Source organism: Actinomycetospora sp. TBRC 11914, from assembly GCF_012933465.1.
In the GTDB taxonomy this organism is placed as follows: domain Bacteria; phylum Actinomycetota; class Actinomycetes; order Mycobacteriales; family Pseudonocardiaceae; genus Actinomycetospora.
Genome location: NZ_JABBND010000002.1, coordinates 269,429 through 285,664 on the forward strand (window position 1 = coordinate 269,429; position 16,236 = coordinate 285,664).

General features: G+C 74.3%; 16 protein-coding genes. 9 read left to right on the top strand and 7 right to left on the bottom strand.

The window, feature by feature from the left end:
- Positions 1-12: 12 nt before the first annotated feature.
- The 4 genes from HH311_RS07235 (at position 13) to HH311_RS07250 (ending at position 4,248) form a co-directional block, all read left to right on the top strand.
- Positions 13-1,224, top strand: coding sequence for a hypothetical protein (locus tag HH311_RS07235; protein ID WP_169182946.1), 1,212 nt, complete (start codon positions 13-15; stop codon positions 1,222-1,224).
- Positions 1,225-1,334: 110 nt separating this feature from the next.
- The gene (locus tag HH311_RS07240) at positions 1,335-2,270 is read left to right on the top strand and encodes an ABC transporter ATP-binding protein (RefSeq protein ID WP_169183107.1); all 936 of its coding nucleotides are present in this window, start codon (positions 1,335-1,337) and stop codon (positions 2,268-2,270) included.
- Positions 2,267-3,295 (top strand): ABC transporter permease, encoded by a 1,029-nt coding sequence (locus HH311_RS07245; RefSeq protein WP_169182947.1) that lies wholly within the window; start codon positions 2,267-2,269, stop codon positions 3,293-3,295. Before HH311_RS07240 ends, HH311_RS07245 begins: the two co-directional genes overlap by 4 nt.
- A gap of 62 nt (positions 3,296-3,357) precedes the next feature.
- The gene (locus tag HH311_RS07250; RefSeq protein ID WP_169182948.1) at positions 3,358-4,248 is read left to right on the top strand and encodes a Dyp-type peroxidase; all 891 of its coding nucleotides are present in this window, start codon (positions 3,358-3,360) and stop codon (positions 4,246-4,248) included.
- A 14-nt stretch (positions 4,249-4,262) separates the two neighbouring features.
- Here the strand turns inward: HH311_RS07250 and HH311_RS07255 are convergent, their stop codons facing one another.
- A complete protein-coding gene (locus HH311_RS07255) occupies positions 4,263-5,117 on the bottom strand; it encodes an alpha/beta hydrolase (protein WP_312029987.1) in 855 nt (284 codons plus the stop codon).
- A gap of 49 nt (positions 5,118-5,166) precedes the next feature.
- Here HH311_RS07255 and HH311_RS07260 point away from each other — a divergent pair, with 49 nt between their 5' ends.
- Entirely contained in the window at positions 5,167-6,057 is an 891-nt protein-coding gene (locus tag HH311_RS07260) for an SCO6745 family protein (RefSeq protein ID WP_396027426.1), read from the top strand.
- A gap of 323 nt (positions 6,058-6,380) precedes the next feature.
- On the opposite strand, the gene HH311_RS07265 is transcribed toward HH311_RS07260, so the two are convergent.
- Both HH311_RS07265 and HH311_RS07270 read right to left on the bottom strand, forming a co-directional pair.
- Positions 6,381-7,031 (bottom strand): hypothetical protein, encoded by a 651-nt coding sequence (locus HH311_RS07265; protein WP_169182949.1) that lies wholly within the window; start codon positions 7,029-7,031, stop codon positions 6,381-6,383.
- A gap of 263 nt (positions 7,032-7,294) precedes the next feature.
- A complete protein-coding gene (locus HH311_RS07270) occupies positions 7,295-7,537 on the bottom strand; it encodes a hypothetical protein (protein WP_169182950.1) in 243 nt (80 codons plus the stop codon).
- Between the two features lie 50 nt (positions 7,538-7,587).
- On the opposite strand from HH311_RS07270, the gene HH311_RS07275 reads away from it, so the two are divergent.
- Positions 7,588-8,553, top strand: coding sequence for an FAD-binding oxidoreductase (locus HH311_RS07275; RefSeq protein ID WP_169182951.1), 966 nt, complete (start codon positions 7,588-7,590; stop codon positions 8,551-8,553).
- Positions 8,554-8,651: 98 nt separating this feature from the next.
- On the top strand, positions 8,652-10,574 hold the full coding sequence (gene typA / locus HH311_RS07280) for a translational GTPase TypA (protein WP_169182952.1): 1,923 nt from the start codon (positions 8,652-8,654) through the stop codon (positions 10,572-10,574).
- On the opposite strand, the gene HH311_RS07285 is transcribed toward typA, so the two are convergent.
- Positions 10,571-11,155 (bottom strand): hypothetical protein, encoded by a 585-nt coding sequence (locus tag HH311_RS07285; RefSeq protein WP_169182953.1) that lies wholly within the window; start codon positions 11,153-11,155, stop codon positions 10,571-10,573. The two genes, typA and HH311_RS07285, sit on opposite strands and share 4 nt — an antisense overlap.
- On the bottom strand, positions 11,152-12,057 hold the full coding sequence (locus tag HH311_RS07290; protein ID WP_211189829.1) for a cation diffusion facilitator family transporter: 906 nt from the start codon (positions 12,055-12,057) through the stop codon (positions 11,152-11,154). The genes HH311_RS07285 and HH311_RS07290 overlap by 4 nt, the downstream gene beginning before the upstream one ends.
- A 129-nt stretch (positions 12,058-12,186) precedes the next feature.
- On the opposite strand from HH311_RS07290, the gene HH311_RS07295 reads away from it, so the two are divergent.
- A complete protein-coding gene (locus tag HH311_RS07295) occupies positions 12,187-12,909 on the top strand; it encodes a hypothetical protein (RefSeq protein ID WP_169182955.1) in 723 nt (240 codons plus the stop codon).
- Positions 12,910-13,069: 160 nt separating this feature from the next.
- Here HH311_RS07295 and gndA read toward each other — a convergent pair whose 3' ends face one another.
- Positions 13,070-14,509 carry an NADP-dependent phosphogluconate dehydrogenase gene (gene gndA, locus HH311_RS07300; RefSeq protein ID WP_169182956.1) on the bottom strand — a complete coding sequence of 480 codons (1,440 nt, stop codon included), beginning with the start codon at positions 14,507-14,509 and terminating at the stop codon, positions 13,070-13,072.
- Positions 14,510-14,662: 153 nt separating this feature from the next.
- Between gndA and HH311_RS07305 the strand changes: the two genes are divergently transcribed.
- Entirely contained in the window at positions 14,663-15,520 is an 858-nt protein-coding gene (locus HH311_RS07305; protein ID WP_169182957.1) for a GH12 family glycosyl hydrolase domain-containing protein, read from the top strand.
- 115 nt (positions 15,521-15,635) lie between these two features.
- Here the strand turns inward: HH311_RS07305 and HH311_RS07310 are convergent, their stop codons facing one another.
- A complete protein-coding gene (locus tag HH311_RS07310; RefSeq protein WP_169182958.1) occupies positions 15,636-16,226 on the bottom strand; it encodes an NADPH-dependent FMN reductase in 591 nt (196 codons plus the stop codon).
- Positions 16,227-16,236: the final 10 nt, after the last annotated feature.

Here is a 16,236-nt window from a genome sequence, read left to right on the forward strand (position 1 = left end):
AACGGAGCGCGGGTGGCAGCTGTTCTCGATCGGCCCCCGTCGGCGCCCCCACCGGGCCCGTCGCCGATCGCGGCCGTGCGGCGGCGCCGCTGGGCCGTCGTCGCGGGCGTGCTGGCGCTCGTCCTCGCGATCCCGGTGGTCATCGCGTCGTGGCCGGTCGACCCGGCCCCGGCGCTGACCCCGGCGCAGCTGCGTGACCGGGTCACCGCGTCCGCCGACGTGCCCTGGAGCGGCTACGCCGAGGCGTCCGGTGGGCTCAACCTCCCCGACGTCGCCCAGTTCTCCGACGTCACGACGCTGCTCTCGGGCACCTCGCGGCTGCGGGTCTTCTATGCCGCCCCGGACACCAGCCGGGTCGACCAGCTCTACCCGACCGGCGAGCGCAGCCGCTACGTCCTGCCGACCGGCCAGGCGGTGTGGGACTACGGCGCCCAGCTGCTCACCTACGTGCGGCGCGACCCGACGGTGCGCCTGCCGCGGCCCGACGACCTCCCGCCCCCGCAGCTGGCCCGCCGCCTGCTCTCCGGCACCGCGCCCGACGACGCCCTGACGCCCCTGCCCGCGCGGCGCCTCGCCGGGGTCGACGCCGCCGGGTTCCGCGTCACGGTCGCCGACCCGCGCACCAGCGTCGGCGCCCTCGACGTGTGGGCCGACCCCGCGAGCGGGCTGCCGGTGGCGGTGGAGGTCCGCACCAAGGACGCGGCCGGGCGCCTGGCCGCCGGACCCGTCGTCGTGAGCACGATGCTGGAGCTCGAGCAGGCCGGCCCCGACCCGTCCCTGTTCGTCCCGCGGGCCGGTCCGGGCGCGGGGGTCACGCGCAGCCCCACCTCCGACCTGTTCGGTGTCCTCGGGCGGGGCAGCCCGTCCTCGGTGCCCGACCGGATCGACGGCGTCGGCCGGGAGCGCCCGCAGCGCGGCTTCGCCGCGATCGGCCAGTACGGCACCTCGCTGTCCCAGCTCGTGGTGGTGCCGCTGCCGCCCGACCTCGCGACCTCGCTGCTCGCCAACATCGGCCGCGCGGGGTCGGCGAGCCGCACGATCGCCGTCTCGGCCCCGTCCGCGGCCCTCGGCCGGGCCGGCAGCGCGCAGGCCGGCGCGCTGCAGTCGCCGCTGCTCCAGCTGGCGATCGTCCGGGTCGGCGGGCGCGCGTGGGCGGTCGGCGGGCTGGTCCCCGACGCGGTGCTCGACCGCGCCGTCACCGACGTCGCCCGGAGCGCCCGGTGAGCGCCCACCACGAGGCCGCCGCCGACGAGGTCCCCGGTGTCGCCGAGCCGCTGCCCGCCCCGCGTCGGCCCGGTCCGCGCCCGGTCGCGGCGCCGGCGGCCGGCGAGCCGCTGGTCATCGAGACCCGCGGGCTGACCAAGCGCTTCGGGTCGCGCACCGCCGTGGACGACGTCGACCTGCACGTCGCGCGCGGCGACCGCTACGGCTTCCTCGGCCCCAACGGCTCCGGGAAGACGACGCTGGTCCGGATGCTGCTCGGGCTCGTCTACGCCACCCGCGGCGAGATCCGGGTGCTCGGCCACGAGGTCCCGCGGCACGTCCACCAGGTGCTGCCCGCGATCGGGGCGATGGTCGAGGGCCCGGCCGCCTACGGCCACCTGTCCGGGCGGGCCAACCTCGACCTGCTCGACGCCTCGGGCCCCGGCCGCCGCGCCGGGCGGCGGCACCGGGTGGGCGAGGCCCTGGAGCGGGTCGGGCTCGGCGGCATCGACCGCCGGCCGGTGCGCACCTACTCGCTGGGGATGCGCCAGCGCCTGGGGCTCGCGGGCGCCCTGCTGACCACGCCCGAGCTGCTGGTCCTCGACGAGCCCACCAACGGCCTCGACCCGCACGGCATCCGCGAGATCCGCGAGCTGCTGGTGGAGCTGAACGAGGCGGGCACCACGGTGTTCCTCTCCAGCCACCTGCTCGCCGAGATCGAGGCGCTGTGCACCCGGGTCGGGGTGGTCGACCACGGCCGGCTCGTGCTCGAGGAGCCGCTCGACGCCGTGCGGCGCGCCACCGGCCGCATCGTCGTCACCACCCCCGACGTCGAGCGCGCGCTCACCGTCCTCGGCCGGGCGGTCGTGGACCGCACCGACGACGGCGGGCTCGTCGTCGTGCCCGCCGACGGCGACGGCCCCCGCGGGCTCGCCCGCCACCTCGTCGCCCACGACGTCCGGCTCGACGCCCTCGAGCCGGAGCGGGTGAGCCTGGAGGACGTCGTCGTCGACCTGACCGGGCCGGGGAACGACAGTGCCACGGGCCCCCGCGGGAGCCGCCGGTGATCGTCGTCGAGCTCCGCAAGCTCTTCCGGCGCCCCCGCACGTGGGTGACGATCGGGCTGCTGTGCCTGCTGCCCGCGATCGTCGCGGCGTTCCTGGCCTCGACCCGGATCGCCCCGCCGCCCGGGCAGGGCGCCGCGTTCCTGTCCGCGGTGCTGCAGTCCGGATCGCTCTACCCGGCCGCGGCGCTCGCGCTGGTGCTGCCGATCTTCCTGCCGGTCGCGGTCGCCGTCGTCGCCGGGGACGCGGTGGCGGGGGAGTCGGGCGCGGGGACGCTGCGCTACCTGCTGGTGCGCCCGGTCCGCCGGACGGCGCTGCTGGGCGCGAAGCTCGTCTCGGTCATCGTGTTCGTGGTGGTGACGGTCGCGGCGGTGGCCGGGTCGTCGTACGTCGTGGGGGTGGCGCTGTTCGGGGCGGGTGACCCGGTCGCCGTCGTGAACGCGATCCCGCAGATCAGCGGGCCGGGCGGTGGCGGGAGCGGGGACGCGGGCTCATCGGGCTCGGCGGGGTCGTCGGGGACCGCGAACGGCCCGGCGGCGGCCGCGCCGGCGGCGCCCGGGGCGTCGCCGCCCGCGTCGGGGACGCCGGGCACCGGCTCGACCACCACGAGCGACCCGACCGAGGCCCGCGACCGGGCGCAGGACTCGGTGTCGTCCCTGTCCGGGGCGCCGCTCTCGCCGGGCGACCTGGCGCTGCGGCTGCTCGGCGCGATGGGCTACATCACGATCTCGATGCTGGGCGTCGGGGCGATCGCGCTGTTCCTCTCGACGGTGACGGCGTCCTCGCTGGGGGCCACGCTCGGGGCGCTCGCCGCGCTGATCACGTCGCAGGTGCTGGTCACCCTGGACGCCGCCGCGTCGGTGACCCCCTACCTCCCGACCCGCTACTGGCTGGCCTGGATCGACTTCTTCCGCGACCCCATCTTCCTGCGCGACATCCGCGCCGGGGTGCTCGTGCAGCTCGCCTACGTCGTGGTGCTCATGGCCGCGGCGTGGGCCAACTTCACGACGAAGGACGTAGGTGCCTGACGGCATGTGAGCAGAAAGTGCCGCTATAACAGCACTTACTGCTCACGAGACCGGAGGTCACCTTGGCCATCGTCCAGTCCGGCATCCTCGCGCTCGGGACGTCGTCCCACGCCTACCTCGAGTTCGACCGGCGGCCCGGCACCGACGACGCCGCGCTCGTCGCGGCGGTCGCCGAGCTCGCGGCCACGGTCAAGACGACGGGCGCGACGGGGCTCGTCGTCGGGCTGCGCCCCGAGCTGTGGGCGGCGGTGGTCCCCGAGGAGGCCCCCGTCGTGCACGGCTACGACGAGGCCGTCGTCGGCCCGGACGGGTTCACCATGCCCGCCACGCAGCACGACGTCGGGATCTGGCTGACCGGCGGCGGCCGCTCGATCGTCTTCGACGCCACCACGCACGCCGTGTCGACGCTGGCCCCGGTCGCCGCGCTCGCCGACGAGACCGTCGCCTGGTCGCACCACCACGACCGCGACCTCACCGGGTTCGAGGACGGCACCGAGAACCCGCCCGCGGCCGAGGCGGTCCGCGTCGTCGCGGTCCCCGACGGCCGGCCGGGCGCGGGCGGCTCGGTGCTGCTGCTGCAGAAGTGGGTGCACGACAGCGCGCAGTGGGACGCGCTGGACCGCGGCACCCAGGAGGACGTCATCGGCCGGACCAAGCCCGACAGCGTCGAGCTCGACCCGAAGCCCGAGGACGCCCACGCCGCCCGCACCGACCAGGACACCTACGGCCACGTGTTCCGGCGCAACACCGCGTGGGGAGACACGTCCGCGCACGGGACGATGTTCGTCGGCTTCTGCGCCGAGCAGGGCCCGCTCGCGGCGATGCTCGACGCGATGGCCGGCAAGGACGGCCCGCGGGACGCCCTGACCCGCTACACCCGGGCGCTGACCGGGGCCTACTACGTGGTGCCGCCCGCCGACGCCCTCGCGGGACTCGCGCCCGCGGCGGGCTGACGCCTCGCGGGTGGCTAGGAGGTGCCCGTCAGCACCGGTCGGCCGACGCCCTCGGCCTGCAGCTTCGAGCAGTCGCCGGGGACGGGGACCGGGAGCGGCCTGGTCCCCAGCGCCCGCAGCACCAGCCCGTCCGTCAGACCCGCCGTCGGGATCTGCCCGTGGTTGATCAGGATGCCGTCGCACACCGACTGGAGCCGGATCGAGTGCACGCCGGGCAGGGCCGCGGACTGCGGCGGGGTGACGACGTCGTCCTGGTCGGTCCACAGCGAGAGCCACGGGATGTCCGGGCGCGGGCCGGCGTCGAGCCGGGTGAGCAGGGCACTGCCCGGCGCGAGCTCCTGACAGGCGCGGGGGCACGCGCCGGGGACGAGCGCCCCGCCCGCGGCGGCGATGTCGGCGCCCTGGAGCGGGGACCCCAGGGTGACGAGGCGGCGGATCGCCGGGGCGGTCGTCCCGGTCTCCAGGTAGAGCCACGACGCCACCCCGCCGGCGGAGTAGCCGACGAGGTCGACGCTGCGGGCCCCGTTGTGGCGGATGAGGTCGCGGACGGCGTCGTCGATGGCCGCGGCCTGGCCGGAGAAGTCGCCGGTCCCGCCGTCGGGGAGGGTCACGACGACGGCCGGGCGCCCGATGACGCGCAGCCGCAGCGCGAGCGCCTGCAGCGCCTGGGTGTTGCCGCCGAAGCCGGGGACGAGGACGACCGGCCCCATCTGGTTCGGGTCGGCCTTCGGTGGGACGGCGTACTCCCGGGCCACCGACACGGCCACCAGCGCCGAGACCGCCAGCACGGCCGCGGCCACCACCAGCACGAACAGCCGGCGGCGGGGGGCGAGACCGCCGAGCGGGGCGCGGTCGGGCCAGCGGGTCACCGTCCCAGTGTGCCCGCGGGCGGCTGGGGGAGGCGTTAGCGTGCGCGGCGTGGAGCCCGCTGTGATCGACCCCCCGGCCGTGTCCCGCCTCGCGCGCCGCCTCGAGCCCCTGCACTCGATGATCTACTTCGCGCCGGAGGTGGGTTCCGAGCTCGGCGAGCTCGGCATCGGGCACCCGCGGGCGCAGTACTTCGCGCAGCGGTCGGCCGCGATGGGCGCGGTCGGGCCCGGGGTCGTGGCGGCGACCTACTACAACTTCAACCCAGCGCTGATCGCGCGCTTCGTGCCGATGGTGTGGACGGCGGCGGCGCCCGCCGACGTGCTCAACGCCCGGCTGCGGGCCGCCGACGGGGCGCTGCGCCGGCTGCTCGGCTCCGAGGTGTCCTCGCGGGGGTGCGAGCGCGCGTCGGTGCTGGCCCGCCGGGCGACCGAGGCGTGCCGCCCGGAGGACCGCGCGCTCTACGCCGCGCACGCCGACCTCCCCTGGCCCGACGAGCCGCACCTGGCGCTCTGGCACGCCGCGACGCTGCTGCGCGAGTACCGCGGCGACGGCCACCTGCACGCGCTGCTGGGCGCCGGGGTCACCGGGCTCGAGGCGCTCGTCCTGCACACGGCCACCGGGAAGGGGTTCGTCGTGGAGGTGGCGCAGAAGACGCGCGGCTGGTCGCCGGAGCAGTGGGGGGAGGCGTCGGCCCGGCTGCGCGAGCGCGGGCTGCTCACCGCCGACGGCGGGCTCACCGACGCCGGCGCCGCGTTCCGGGACGGGACCGAGGCGGAGACGAACCGGCTGTCGACGGCGCCCTACGCCTCGCTGGGCGACGACGACGCCGCCGAGCTCGCGGAGCTGGCCGGAGGTCTCACGCGGACGATCCTCGCGGCGGGCGCGTTCCCGGATGGAGTGTTCGCGTCGGGGTCGGATCGGGCGACGGCGCGGGGCTGACCGTCAGGAACGCCTCGTTGCAGACACTGGACGTCCGGACACCGGCGTTGATCTTCGACCGCGTCGGGGGCGGTGCGCGGATTCAGCGGCGCCGCGCCGACGGGGCGATGCGACGCGCCACCGACATCGACCGCGGGCGGGGGCGAGCCGTGCGGCGCGCCGACCCGCTGCGCCGCCACCGAGTCGCCGCGACGCGGTCACTCCGAAGTGGTCGCGGTCCGGGCCCCGAGGGTCGGCGCACCCAGGGAGTCACTGTGCGTCGAGCGGATCTCCGTCGGGCGTGCAGTGACTCCCTGATCGTGCTGGCCGTCTGACCGGCGGCATCAACGCGAGGCGGGCTGGCGAGCCAGGTACACGAGGTCGCGCGCTATGGCGTCCCGGTAGGGATCATCACGGATGTAGCAGGCCGCCTGATCCGCACCGCGGATGCACGCCAGGATGTCCGCCTGTGCCGAGTCGCCCAGCCGGTTCCAGCCGGAGCGGGCAGCAAGGAGGGCGTAGTACTGCTCGTTGCCGTTCGCGGAGTCGAGCACGCTCTGCACGACGACGTCCGGGTCCGTGAGCTCGGGGTGGCCGATCATCGCGGCAAGTGCGACGACCCGGCCGGTGTCGCCGCTCGCCACCAGGTCCTCGACATCTGCGTTGGTGAGCCGCAGTCCAGGGCCCCGGTGGATCAGGGGCGCAAGGGCGTCGTCCATCGCGGCGATCCTCTCCGGGCCGGGTGACGACTCCCGGGAACGGGCCAGATCGTCGACCGCATCAGCAAGGCCGACGCGCAGCTCCCGCACCGAGTGTTCGAGGGCCTGCTGGAGATAGAAGAGCGGTGCCACGAGCAGGAGCGTCGTACCGACGTTGACCAGGACGCTCTGGCCCCAGTCGTCGGGCACGAAGTACGCCCACACCACGAGCGCTACGCCGACGGCCGCCGCACTCGACGTGATCGTCACTCGATGGCGCACGAGAAAGTCCGACATCAGCTCAGCCCCCCGACCGGCCGCGAGAGGCCGGAGCGGCCCTCGTCACGGAGAGAGTGTGCCGAACGGGGGTAGGAGTACGGCCATCCGCTGAACGGGCGTTCCCTGCTCATGCCTCGATGTCGTGTTGGCGCCCGCTGATGTTGCGACGGCTCCTCTGACCGACTCCGCGCGGCACCGAGGGAGTCACTGTGCGTCGAGCGGATCTCCGTCGGGCGTGCAGTGACTCCCTGATCTCCGCCGCGCGCCGCGCCTGCCCACGCTCACGGCAGCCGCTGCGCCTCGTCGGAGGACCCCACCTCCCCGCGCGACCCGGCCCGCTTGGCGAGCCAGATGCCGCCGCCGATCACGAGCGCTCCCGCGATCACCCACCCGAGCGCCCCGAGCAGGAAGTGCACGAGCGGGATCACGACCCCGCCGAGCAGCACGAGCGCACCGATACCGACCAGGACCCACACCACGATCTTCATGACGTCGAGCGTGCTCGCGCTGCCGGGCCGCGACATCGGGGTGCACCCTGATTTCCGGCTCAGGGAACTCCGACCCGGGGAGGGTCATGAAGGTCACCGTCGTCGGCGCCGGCATCGTCGGGCTCGCGACGGCGGACGCGCTCGTCCGCCGCGGTCACGACGTCATCGTGCTCGAGGCCGACCGGCCGATGGGCGCCCGCAGCGCCGGCTCGTCGCGGATCTTCCGGCTCGCCCACGGCGACCCGGCCCTCGTCGCGGCGGCGGCGACGGCGCGGGACCTCTGGGAGGGGTGGTCGCAGCGCGCCGGCCGCCCGCTCGTGGGGACCGAGGGCACCGTCGTGTCCGGGCCGCGGGTCCCGCAGTGGGCCGAGGCGATGGCGGCCGCGGAGGTCGGGCACCGGGTCGGCGAGCCCCCCGCCGGGCTCCTGGGCAAGGTCGACGGCCCGGTGCTCGTCGACCCCGGCGGCGGCGCCCTCGACCTCGCCGGCGCCGGCCGGATGCTCACCGAGGCGCTGCGCGCGAACCTGCGGCCGGGCCGCGTCGTCGACGTCGACGAGCTCCTCGGCGACGCGGTGGTCGTGACGGCGGGCGCGGGCACGGCGGAGCTCGTCGCCCCGCTCGGGATCGAGGTCCCGCACCGGCTCTGCCACCACCTGCGGTTCTCGTTCCGCCTGCGCACCGCCCCGGGCACGGTCCCGCCCACCCACCTCGACGGCACCCTCGGACCGGCGCTCGGGTCCACCTACCAGCACCGCACGCCCGAGGGGCACTGGGCGATCGGCGGCCACCTGCCCGACGAGCTGACCACCACCGACCACCCCTTCGACGAGGTCCGGCGCCGCTCCCGCGAGGCCGTCACCGCCCACGTTGCCGAGCGGATCCCCGAGCTGGATTTGGAACCGGTCGGCGAGCTGCCCTGCACCCCGACGGCCGGGGGAGCCGACGGCGTGCACACCGCCCGCGTCGGGAACGTCCACGTCCTCTGGGGCGAGAACCTCGCGAAACTGGCGCCGCTCCTCGGTGAACGGTTGGCGGACGCCGTCGAGATGTGAGCGGTCGAACGCGAGGCGAGGCACTCCTCCGGCACGGGCCGCGGATCACGGTCGGTAAACTGGAGGAGACCATCACCTCGGCAGGAAGCACCCTCCACGTGACCACGACCGCACCCGAGCGGCCCGGGTCCGCCGATCGCACGCTGCGCACCGACCTGCGCAACATCGCGATCGTCGCCCACGTCGACCACGGCAAGACCACCCTCGTCGACGCCATGCTCCGCCAGTCGGGAGCCTTCTCCGCGCGCGCCGAACTCGTCGACCGGGTCATGGACTCGGGCGACCTCGAGCGCGAGAAGGGCATCACGATCCTGGCGAAGAACACCGCCGTGCACCGCGACGGCGTCACGTTCAACATCATCGACACCCCCGGCCACGCCGACTTCGGCGGCGAGGTCGAGCGCGGGCTGTCGATGGTCGACGGGGTCGTGCTGCTCGTGGACGCCTCCGAGGGCCCGCTGCCGCAGACGCGGTTCGTGCTGCGCAAGGCGCTCGCGGCCCGCCTGCCGGTGATCCTCGTGGTCAACAAGACCGACCGGGCCGACGCGCGCACCGCCGAGGTCGTCGACGAGTCGCTGGAGCTGCTGCTCGAGCTCGCCACCGACCTGGGTCTCGACGACGACGCGGTGGGCGAGCTGCTCGAGCTGCCCGTCGTCTACGCCAGCGCCCGCGCCGGCAAGGCCTCCCTGGAGCGGCCCGCCGACGGCGAGGTGCCCGACTCCGAGGACCTCACGCCGCTGTTCGACCTGCTGCTCACCCAGGTGCCGCCGCCCGCGGACGACCCCGAGGGCACGCTCCAGGCGCACGTCACCAACCTCGACGCGAGCTCCTACCTGGGCCGCATCGCGCTCTGCCGCATCCGCTCCGGGCGCCTGCGCCGGGGCCAGCAGGTCGGCTGGTGCCGCGAGGACGGCAGCGTCACCCGCGTCAAGATCACCGAGCTGCTGCGCACCGAGGCGCTCGAGCGGGTCTCGACGGAGCTGGCCGAGGCCGGCGACATCGTCGCCGTCGCCGGGATCGCCGAGGTCACCATCGGCGACACCCTCGCCGACCCGGACGACCCGCACCCGCTCCCGCGGATCACCGTCGACGAGCCCGCCATCGCGATGACGATCGGCATCAACACCTCGCCGCTGGCCGGCCGTGACCCGAAGCCGGGCAGCAAGCTCACCGCGCGCCTGCTGAAGAACCGGCTCGACGCCGAGCTGGTCGGCAACGTGTCGATCCGCGTGCTGCCCACCGAGCGCCCGGACGCCTGGGAGGTCCAGGGCCGCGGCGAGCTCGCGCTGGCCGTGCTCGTCGAGACGATGCGCCGCGAAGGCTTCGAGCTGACCGTCGGCAAGCCCGAGGTCGTCACGAAGACGGTCGACGGCAAGCTCCACGAGCCGTTCGAGCGGCTCTCGGTCGACGTCCCCGACGAGCACCTCGGCGCGGTCACCCAGCTCCTCGCCGCCCGCAAGGGCGAGATGCTCGAGATGGTGCACTCGCCGTCGTCGGGACACGTGCGCATGGAGTTCCGGGTGCCCTCGCGCGGGCTCATCGGGTTCCGCACCGAGTTCCTCACCGAGACCCGCGGCACCGGCATCGCCAACCAGCTCTTCGACGGCTACGGCCCGTGGGTCGGCGAGCTGCGCGCGCGGATCACCGGCTCGCTCATCGCCGACCGCTCCGGCCCCGTGACGCCCTACGCGGTCGGGCTGCTCTCCGAGCGCGGCGAGCTCTTCGTCGGGCCGACCACGCAGGTCTACGCGGGCATGATCGTCGGCGAGAACGCGCGTGCCGACGACATGGAGGTCAACATCGTCCGCGAGAAGAAGCTGACCAACATGCGCTCGTCCACCGGTGACGAGCTCGTGCGGCTGACCCCGCCGCGGATCCTGTCCCTGGAGCAGTCGCTGGAGTTCTGCGCCGAGGACGAGTGCGTCGAGGTGACGCCCTCGGCAGTGCGGATCCGCAAGGTCGAGCTCGACTCGCACCTGCGCAACCGGCAGCGGATCCGGGCCAAGCAGGGCCGGGCCTAGCCCCGGGGCCGGACCTCCACCGGCATCGTCGCCAGCACGTCCAGCGCCCGCATCTCCCGCTTGGCGGGGGAGCGGGCGAAGAACAGCAGGTCGAGCGGGTACCACAGCCCGATCCAGGCGATGACGAGGAAGACGCCGTTGCCGAGGACGTCCTGCAGGAACTGCGGGACGTCGGGGTCGAGGAAGTTCGTCGAGAGCACCAGCCCGACGACGAACAGCGCCACGCCGCCCCGCAGCGACCACAGGCCCTGACGCCACAGCGACCGGCTCTCGCGCTCGACGCGCTCGGTGCGGGCCGCGCACCAGCGCCGCAGGCCGGCCTCGAGCCGCGCGGCGACGCCGTCGTCGGCGAGGGCGGCGGGGGGCAGCGTGAGGACCACGCGGCGTGGCCGACGGATGCGGGGCCGGCCGAGGAGCTCGCCGAGGAGCTCGTCGACGCCGGGCATCCCGCGCACCTTCTCGCCGGGGGCCGCGTGGAGCGGGGCGAGCGGGTCGACGGCGAGCAGCTCGTCGGGCGCGCCCAGGTGGACCACGATCTCCTCGCGCGGTCCTGCTGTGGTCGCGGTGTCGGTCGTGCTCATCGGGCCCACCTCGGATCTCTCGTGAAGGCGACGACGACGGAGCGCTCGTGGCCGAGCGCGGCGAGTCGGTCGTGCAGGTCGGCGCGCACCTCGTCGCAGTCGGCCACGGTCTGCACCGTCGAGGAGTCGTCGACCACGAAGTCGACCTCGACGTCGACCCGGGACCCGACCTGCGACGCGCGCACGAGGCCCTCGGGCATCCGGTAGCGCTCGCGGACCGCGTCGACGGCGTCCTGCAGGGCGGTCATCGTCTCCTCGGGCGGCGACATCGCCAGCAGTTCGCGCATCCCGCGCGCCACCAGTCCGGCCGGCACCCGCAGGAACAGCAGCGACACGAGCACGACCATGCCGGGGTCGACGTAGGCGGCGAGGTCGGCGCGGCCGGCGGCGACCAGGCCGGCGGCGATCCCGAACCCGGCGAGGACCCCGACCGAGAGCAGCGTGTCGCCCTGCCACTCGGCGGCCTCCGCCCGGACGAGGCCGCCCTGACCGCCGCGGCGCAGTACGAGGGTGACGACGGTGCCGCCGAGGGTCGCGACGACGGCGTAGGCCAGGGCCCAGCCCGTGGCGACCTCCCGACCACCGGCGAGCAGGTCGGTGACCCCGCCGACGACGGCGTAGACCGACAGCGCGCCCAGGGCCAGGGCCTTCACGACGACGGCGACCGGCTCCACCTCCTCGCGTCCCCACGGGTGGGCGTCGTCGGGTCCCCGTCGGGAGATCCGCAGCGCGGCCACCGCGAGCAGCGACAGACCGATGGAGGCGAACGAGTACAGGCCGTCGAAGACGATCATGGACGAGCCGGTGAAGACCCCCCACACGCAGGAGACGACGGCGAACGCGGCCGAGGCCCACACCGAGACCAGCAGCAGCCGGTGATCACGCCTCGTGTCCTCCGTCATCGGCACACAGGTGATCGTGGCGGTTCCGTGCGCGGAGGTCGAGAGCGATCAATCCGTGACCTGCAACGATCTCGCGTCCGCGCGCCACGTCGGTCACCCTGGGTCGTCGACGACCTGGAGGGCCCCCGGATGGACGTGAACCTCGACTTCGGCGTGGACGACACGCGTCTCACCGCGGCCTGGATGCTCGGGTCGTTCCTCGTGGTCTTCCTGGTGACCCGGGTGATCACCCGGCTCATCCGCGCTGGTCACGGGCCGTTCCGCGACACCAAGGTCGGCGGCGTGCACGTCCACCACCTCGTCCACGGGATCGTGCTCATGCTGCTCGCGGGCTTCGGCGAGTTCCTCTACCGGCCCGAGGGGGTGTGGCAGGTCGTGCTCGCCGTGGGGTTCGGGGCGGGGGCGGCGCTGACGCTCGACGAGTTCGCCCTGTGGCTGCGCCTCGAGGACGTGTACTGGACCGAGAAGGGGCGGGCCTCGGTCGACGTGGTGCTCGTCGTCGCGGCGGTCGGCGGACTGCTCGTGCTCGGGCTGAACCCGTTCGGCGCCGCGGGTGAGGACGACGCGCCGACGGTGCTCGGGCTGGCCGCCGTGACGGTGGCGTTCGCGGTGGTCGCCGCGATCAAGGGGAAGCCGATCCTGGCCGTGCTCGGCCTGGTGGTGCTGCCGTGTGCCGTCGTCGGGGCCATCCGGCTCGCCCGACCGGGCTCGCCGTGGGCGAACCGGCGCTACCGGGAGGGGTCGAGCAAAGACGTCCGGGCCCGGGCCCGGTTCCCGGAGGGCAGGCGCACCCGGTGGGACGCGCTCGTCGACGCGGTCGGTGGGGTGCCCCGAGGTGCCTCCGGCTCGTGAGGCGCGCTCGGGCCGACCGCCGCGCCGAGTGGACCGCCACGGCGGCCGGGGCAGCCCCGGAGGCCCACTCGACGGCGGGTCCGGCCACCGGGCCCCGTCGAGTGGACACTCCTGGCCGCCGGAGGAGCCGTGGAGGCCCACTCGAAGGCCGGTCGGGCACCTACGCCTCGGACTCCGCCCGGTCGTCCGTCGCCCACGCGGTGTGGAAGGTCCCGGCCTTGTCGACGCGCCGGTAGGTGTGCGCGCCGAAGAAGTCCCGCTGGCCCTGCACCAGGGCGGCGGGCAGGCGCTCGGCCCGGATCCCGTCGTAGTACGACAGCGCCGAGGAGAAGCCCGGCGTCGGGATCCCCAGCTGCGCCGACGACGCGACCACACGGCGCCAGGAGTCCTGCGCCCCGCCGATGGCCTCCGTGAACGAGGGGTCGGTGAGCAGCGTCGTCAGGCCCGGCTCGCGCTCGTAGGCGGCGGTGATCTCGTTGAGGAACTTCGCGCGGATGATGCAGCCGCCGCGCCAGATCTTCGCGACCTGCCCGAGGTCGATCGACCAGTCGTACTCGGTCGCCCCGGCCTGGATCTCGTTGAACCCCTGCGCGTAGGCCACGATCTTCGACGCGTAGAGCGCCTGCTCGATGTCGTCGACGAAGCCCTCGGCGGCGGCGCCCTCGAGCTTGGCGCGCGACACGCCGGGCAGGCCGCGGGCGGCGTCGCGCAACGTGCGGTTGCCCGAGAGCGAGCGGGCGAAGGTCGCCTCGGCGATGCCGGTGACCGGGACGCCGAGGTCGAGCGCGGCCTGGACGGTCCAGCGACCGGTGCCCTTCTGCTCGGCCTCGTCGGCGACGACGTCGACGAACGGCCTGCCCGTCGCGGCGTCGTCGTGCGCCAGCACCTGCGCGGTGATCTCGATGAGGTAGGAGTCCAGCCGGCCCCGGTTCCAGGTCGTGAAGACGTCCGCGATCGCGGCCGGATCCATGCCCAGTCCCGACCGCAGCAGGTCGTACGCCTCGGCGATGAGCTGCATGTCGGCGTACTCGATGCCGTTGTGGACCATCTTGACGAAGTGGCCCGCGCCGTCGGCGCCGATGTGGGTGCAGCACGGGTCGCCGTCGACGTGCGCCGAGATGTCCTCGAGGAGCGGTCCCAGCGACGCGTAGGCCTCGTCGGGACCCCCGGGCATGATCGAGGGCCCGTTGAGGGCTCCCTCCTCGCCGCCCGAGACGCCCATACCGACGAAGTTGAGGCCCGCCTCGCGCAGCGCCTTCTCCCGACGGCGGGTGTCGGCGAAGTGCGCGTTGCCGGCGTCGATGATCACGTCGCCCTGCTCGAGGAGCGGGGTGAACTCGTCGATGACGGCGTCGGTGGCCTTCCCGGCCGGCACCATGAGCACGATCCGGCGGGGCCGCTCCAACGAGCGAACGAAGTCCTCGGCCGAATAGCTGGGTACGAACGTGCCCTCGTCGGAGAACTGGTCGACCAGATCCTTCGTGCGCTTCTCGGTCCGGTTGTGCAGCGCGACGGCGTGGCCGTGGCGCGCCAGGTTGCGTGCGAGGTTCCGGCCCATCGTGGCGAGGCCGCTGACGCCGATCTCCGCTGTCTGACTCACGGGCACAGCATGCCCGACGTCCGGGGGCTGCCCACCCTCGACGGAGTGACTTTCCGGCCCGCGTGCTAACGACTGCGTCACCCCCCGCGAGGAACGGACCGAACCGCCGCGGCGCTCCGCCCCGGCGCAGGTCACGGGGGGAACGACGAGATCATGACGGACCAGACGAGTGTCGTCGGGGGACGGGCCGCGGTGCGCCGGGCGGCCGCCCGCGCGACCCGCCGGACGCGGTACCTGGTCGCGGCCGGGATGGCGGTGGCGGTCACACTGGGCACGGTGCTGGTCGGCAACGCGGTGTCCTCGGCGGCGACCGCACCGACGGCGCCCACCTACGCGCAGATCTGTGACCAGTTCGGGTCGGCGCCCGTCGCGGCCGGCAAGTACCTCGTGCAGAACGACCGCTGGGGCGCGACGACGACGCAGTGCATCACGCCGTTCGACACCGGCTTCAACGTCGACACCGCGCTGCACACGAACAACACGGGCCCGGCGGGCTACCCGTCGATCCTGCGCGGCTGCAACTACGGCTACTGCACCGCCGCCTCGCCGTTCCCCGCGCAGGTGTCCTCGCTGGGCACGGTGCGCTCGAGCTGGTCGACGAAGGGCCCCACGGCGGGCGGCACGCAGCAGTACAACACCGCCTACGACATCTGGTTCGACCCGACGAAGACCAACACCGGCCGCAACACCGGCGCCGAGATGATGATCTGGCTGAACCGCACCTCGTGGGTCCAGCCGATCGGCAAGCCCTACTACGACGTCAGCATCGGCGGGACGACCTGGACCGTCTGGTACGGCAAGACCGACCTACCGGTCATCTCCTACGTCCGCAAGACCGCGACGACGTCGGTGACCAACCTGCCGATCGAGGCGTTCACCCGCGACGCGATGCTGCGCGGGGTCGTGAAGTCCAGCTGGTACCTCACGAGCGTGCAGGCCGGCTTCGAGCCCTGGACCGGCGGCACCGGGCTGCGCACCAACTCGTTCTCGGTGACGCGCAACGGGGCCTGACGTCCGGGTGCCCCCGTGCCCCGTGCCAGCGGAGCGTCGTTGCTTGCGTCCCACGCAAGCAACGACGCTTCGCTGGCATCCCGGGACTGGCATCCCGAGGCCGGCACCCCGTGGCTCAGCGCGACCCGCGCAGCCCCAGGATCTCCAGCCACGACGAGAGCCCGTCGAGGGCGGCCTTCGCGCCGGCCTCGGTCTCCGGGGCGGCGTCGAAGATCCGCGCCTCGCCCTCGCCGGAGACCCGCTGGCCCGCGAACGGGATCGGCACCGTGCCGGCGACCACCATCTGCAGCCCCACCACCACGGGGACCAGCGCCTCGGTGGCCCGGGCGCCCGCGGCGACGCCGCCGTACCCGATCAGCACGACCGGCTTGCGGGCCCACTCCTGGTTGAGGTGGTCGAGGGCGTTCTTGATGGCGGCGTTGTAGCTGTGGTTGTACTCGGGGTGGACGATCGCGAACGCGTCGGCGCGGGCGATCGTCGCGCTGAACGCCTTCGTCGAGTCCAGCGTGTAGCGGCCCAGCCGCGGGTGCTCCGGCTCGGCGAACATCGGCAGGTCCACCTCGGCGAGGTCGACGATCTCGACGTCGAACGCCTCGGAGGACCGCGCGTAGTCGGCGAACCAGTGCGCGATCGGCTCCCCGACCCGCCCGGGCCGGGTGCTGGCCACGATGATCTGCAGGAGGGGGCGGCGTACGGGCTCCGTCATGGGGCTCCTC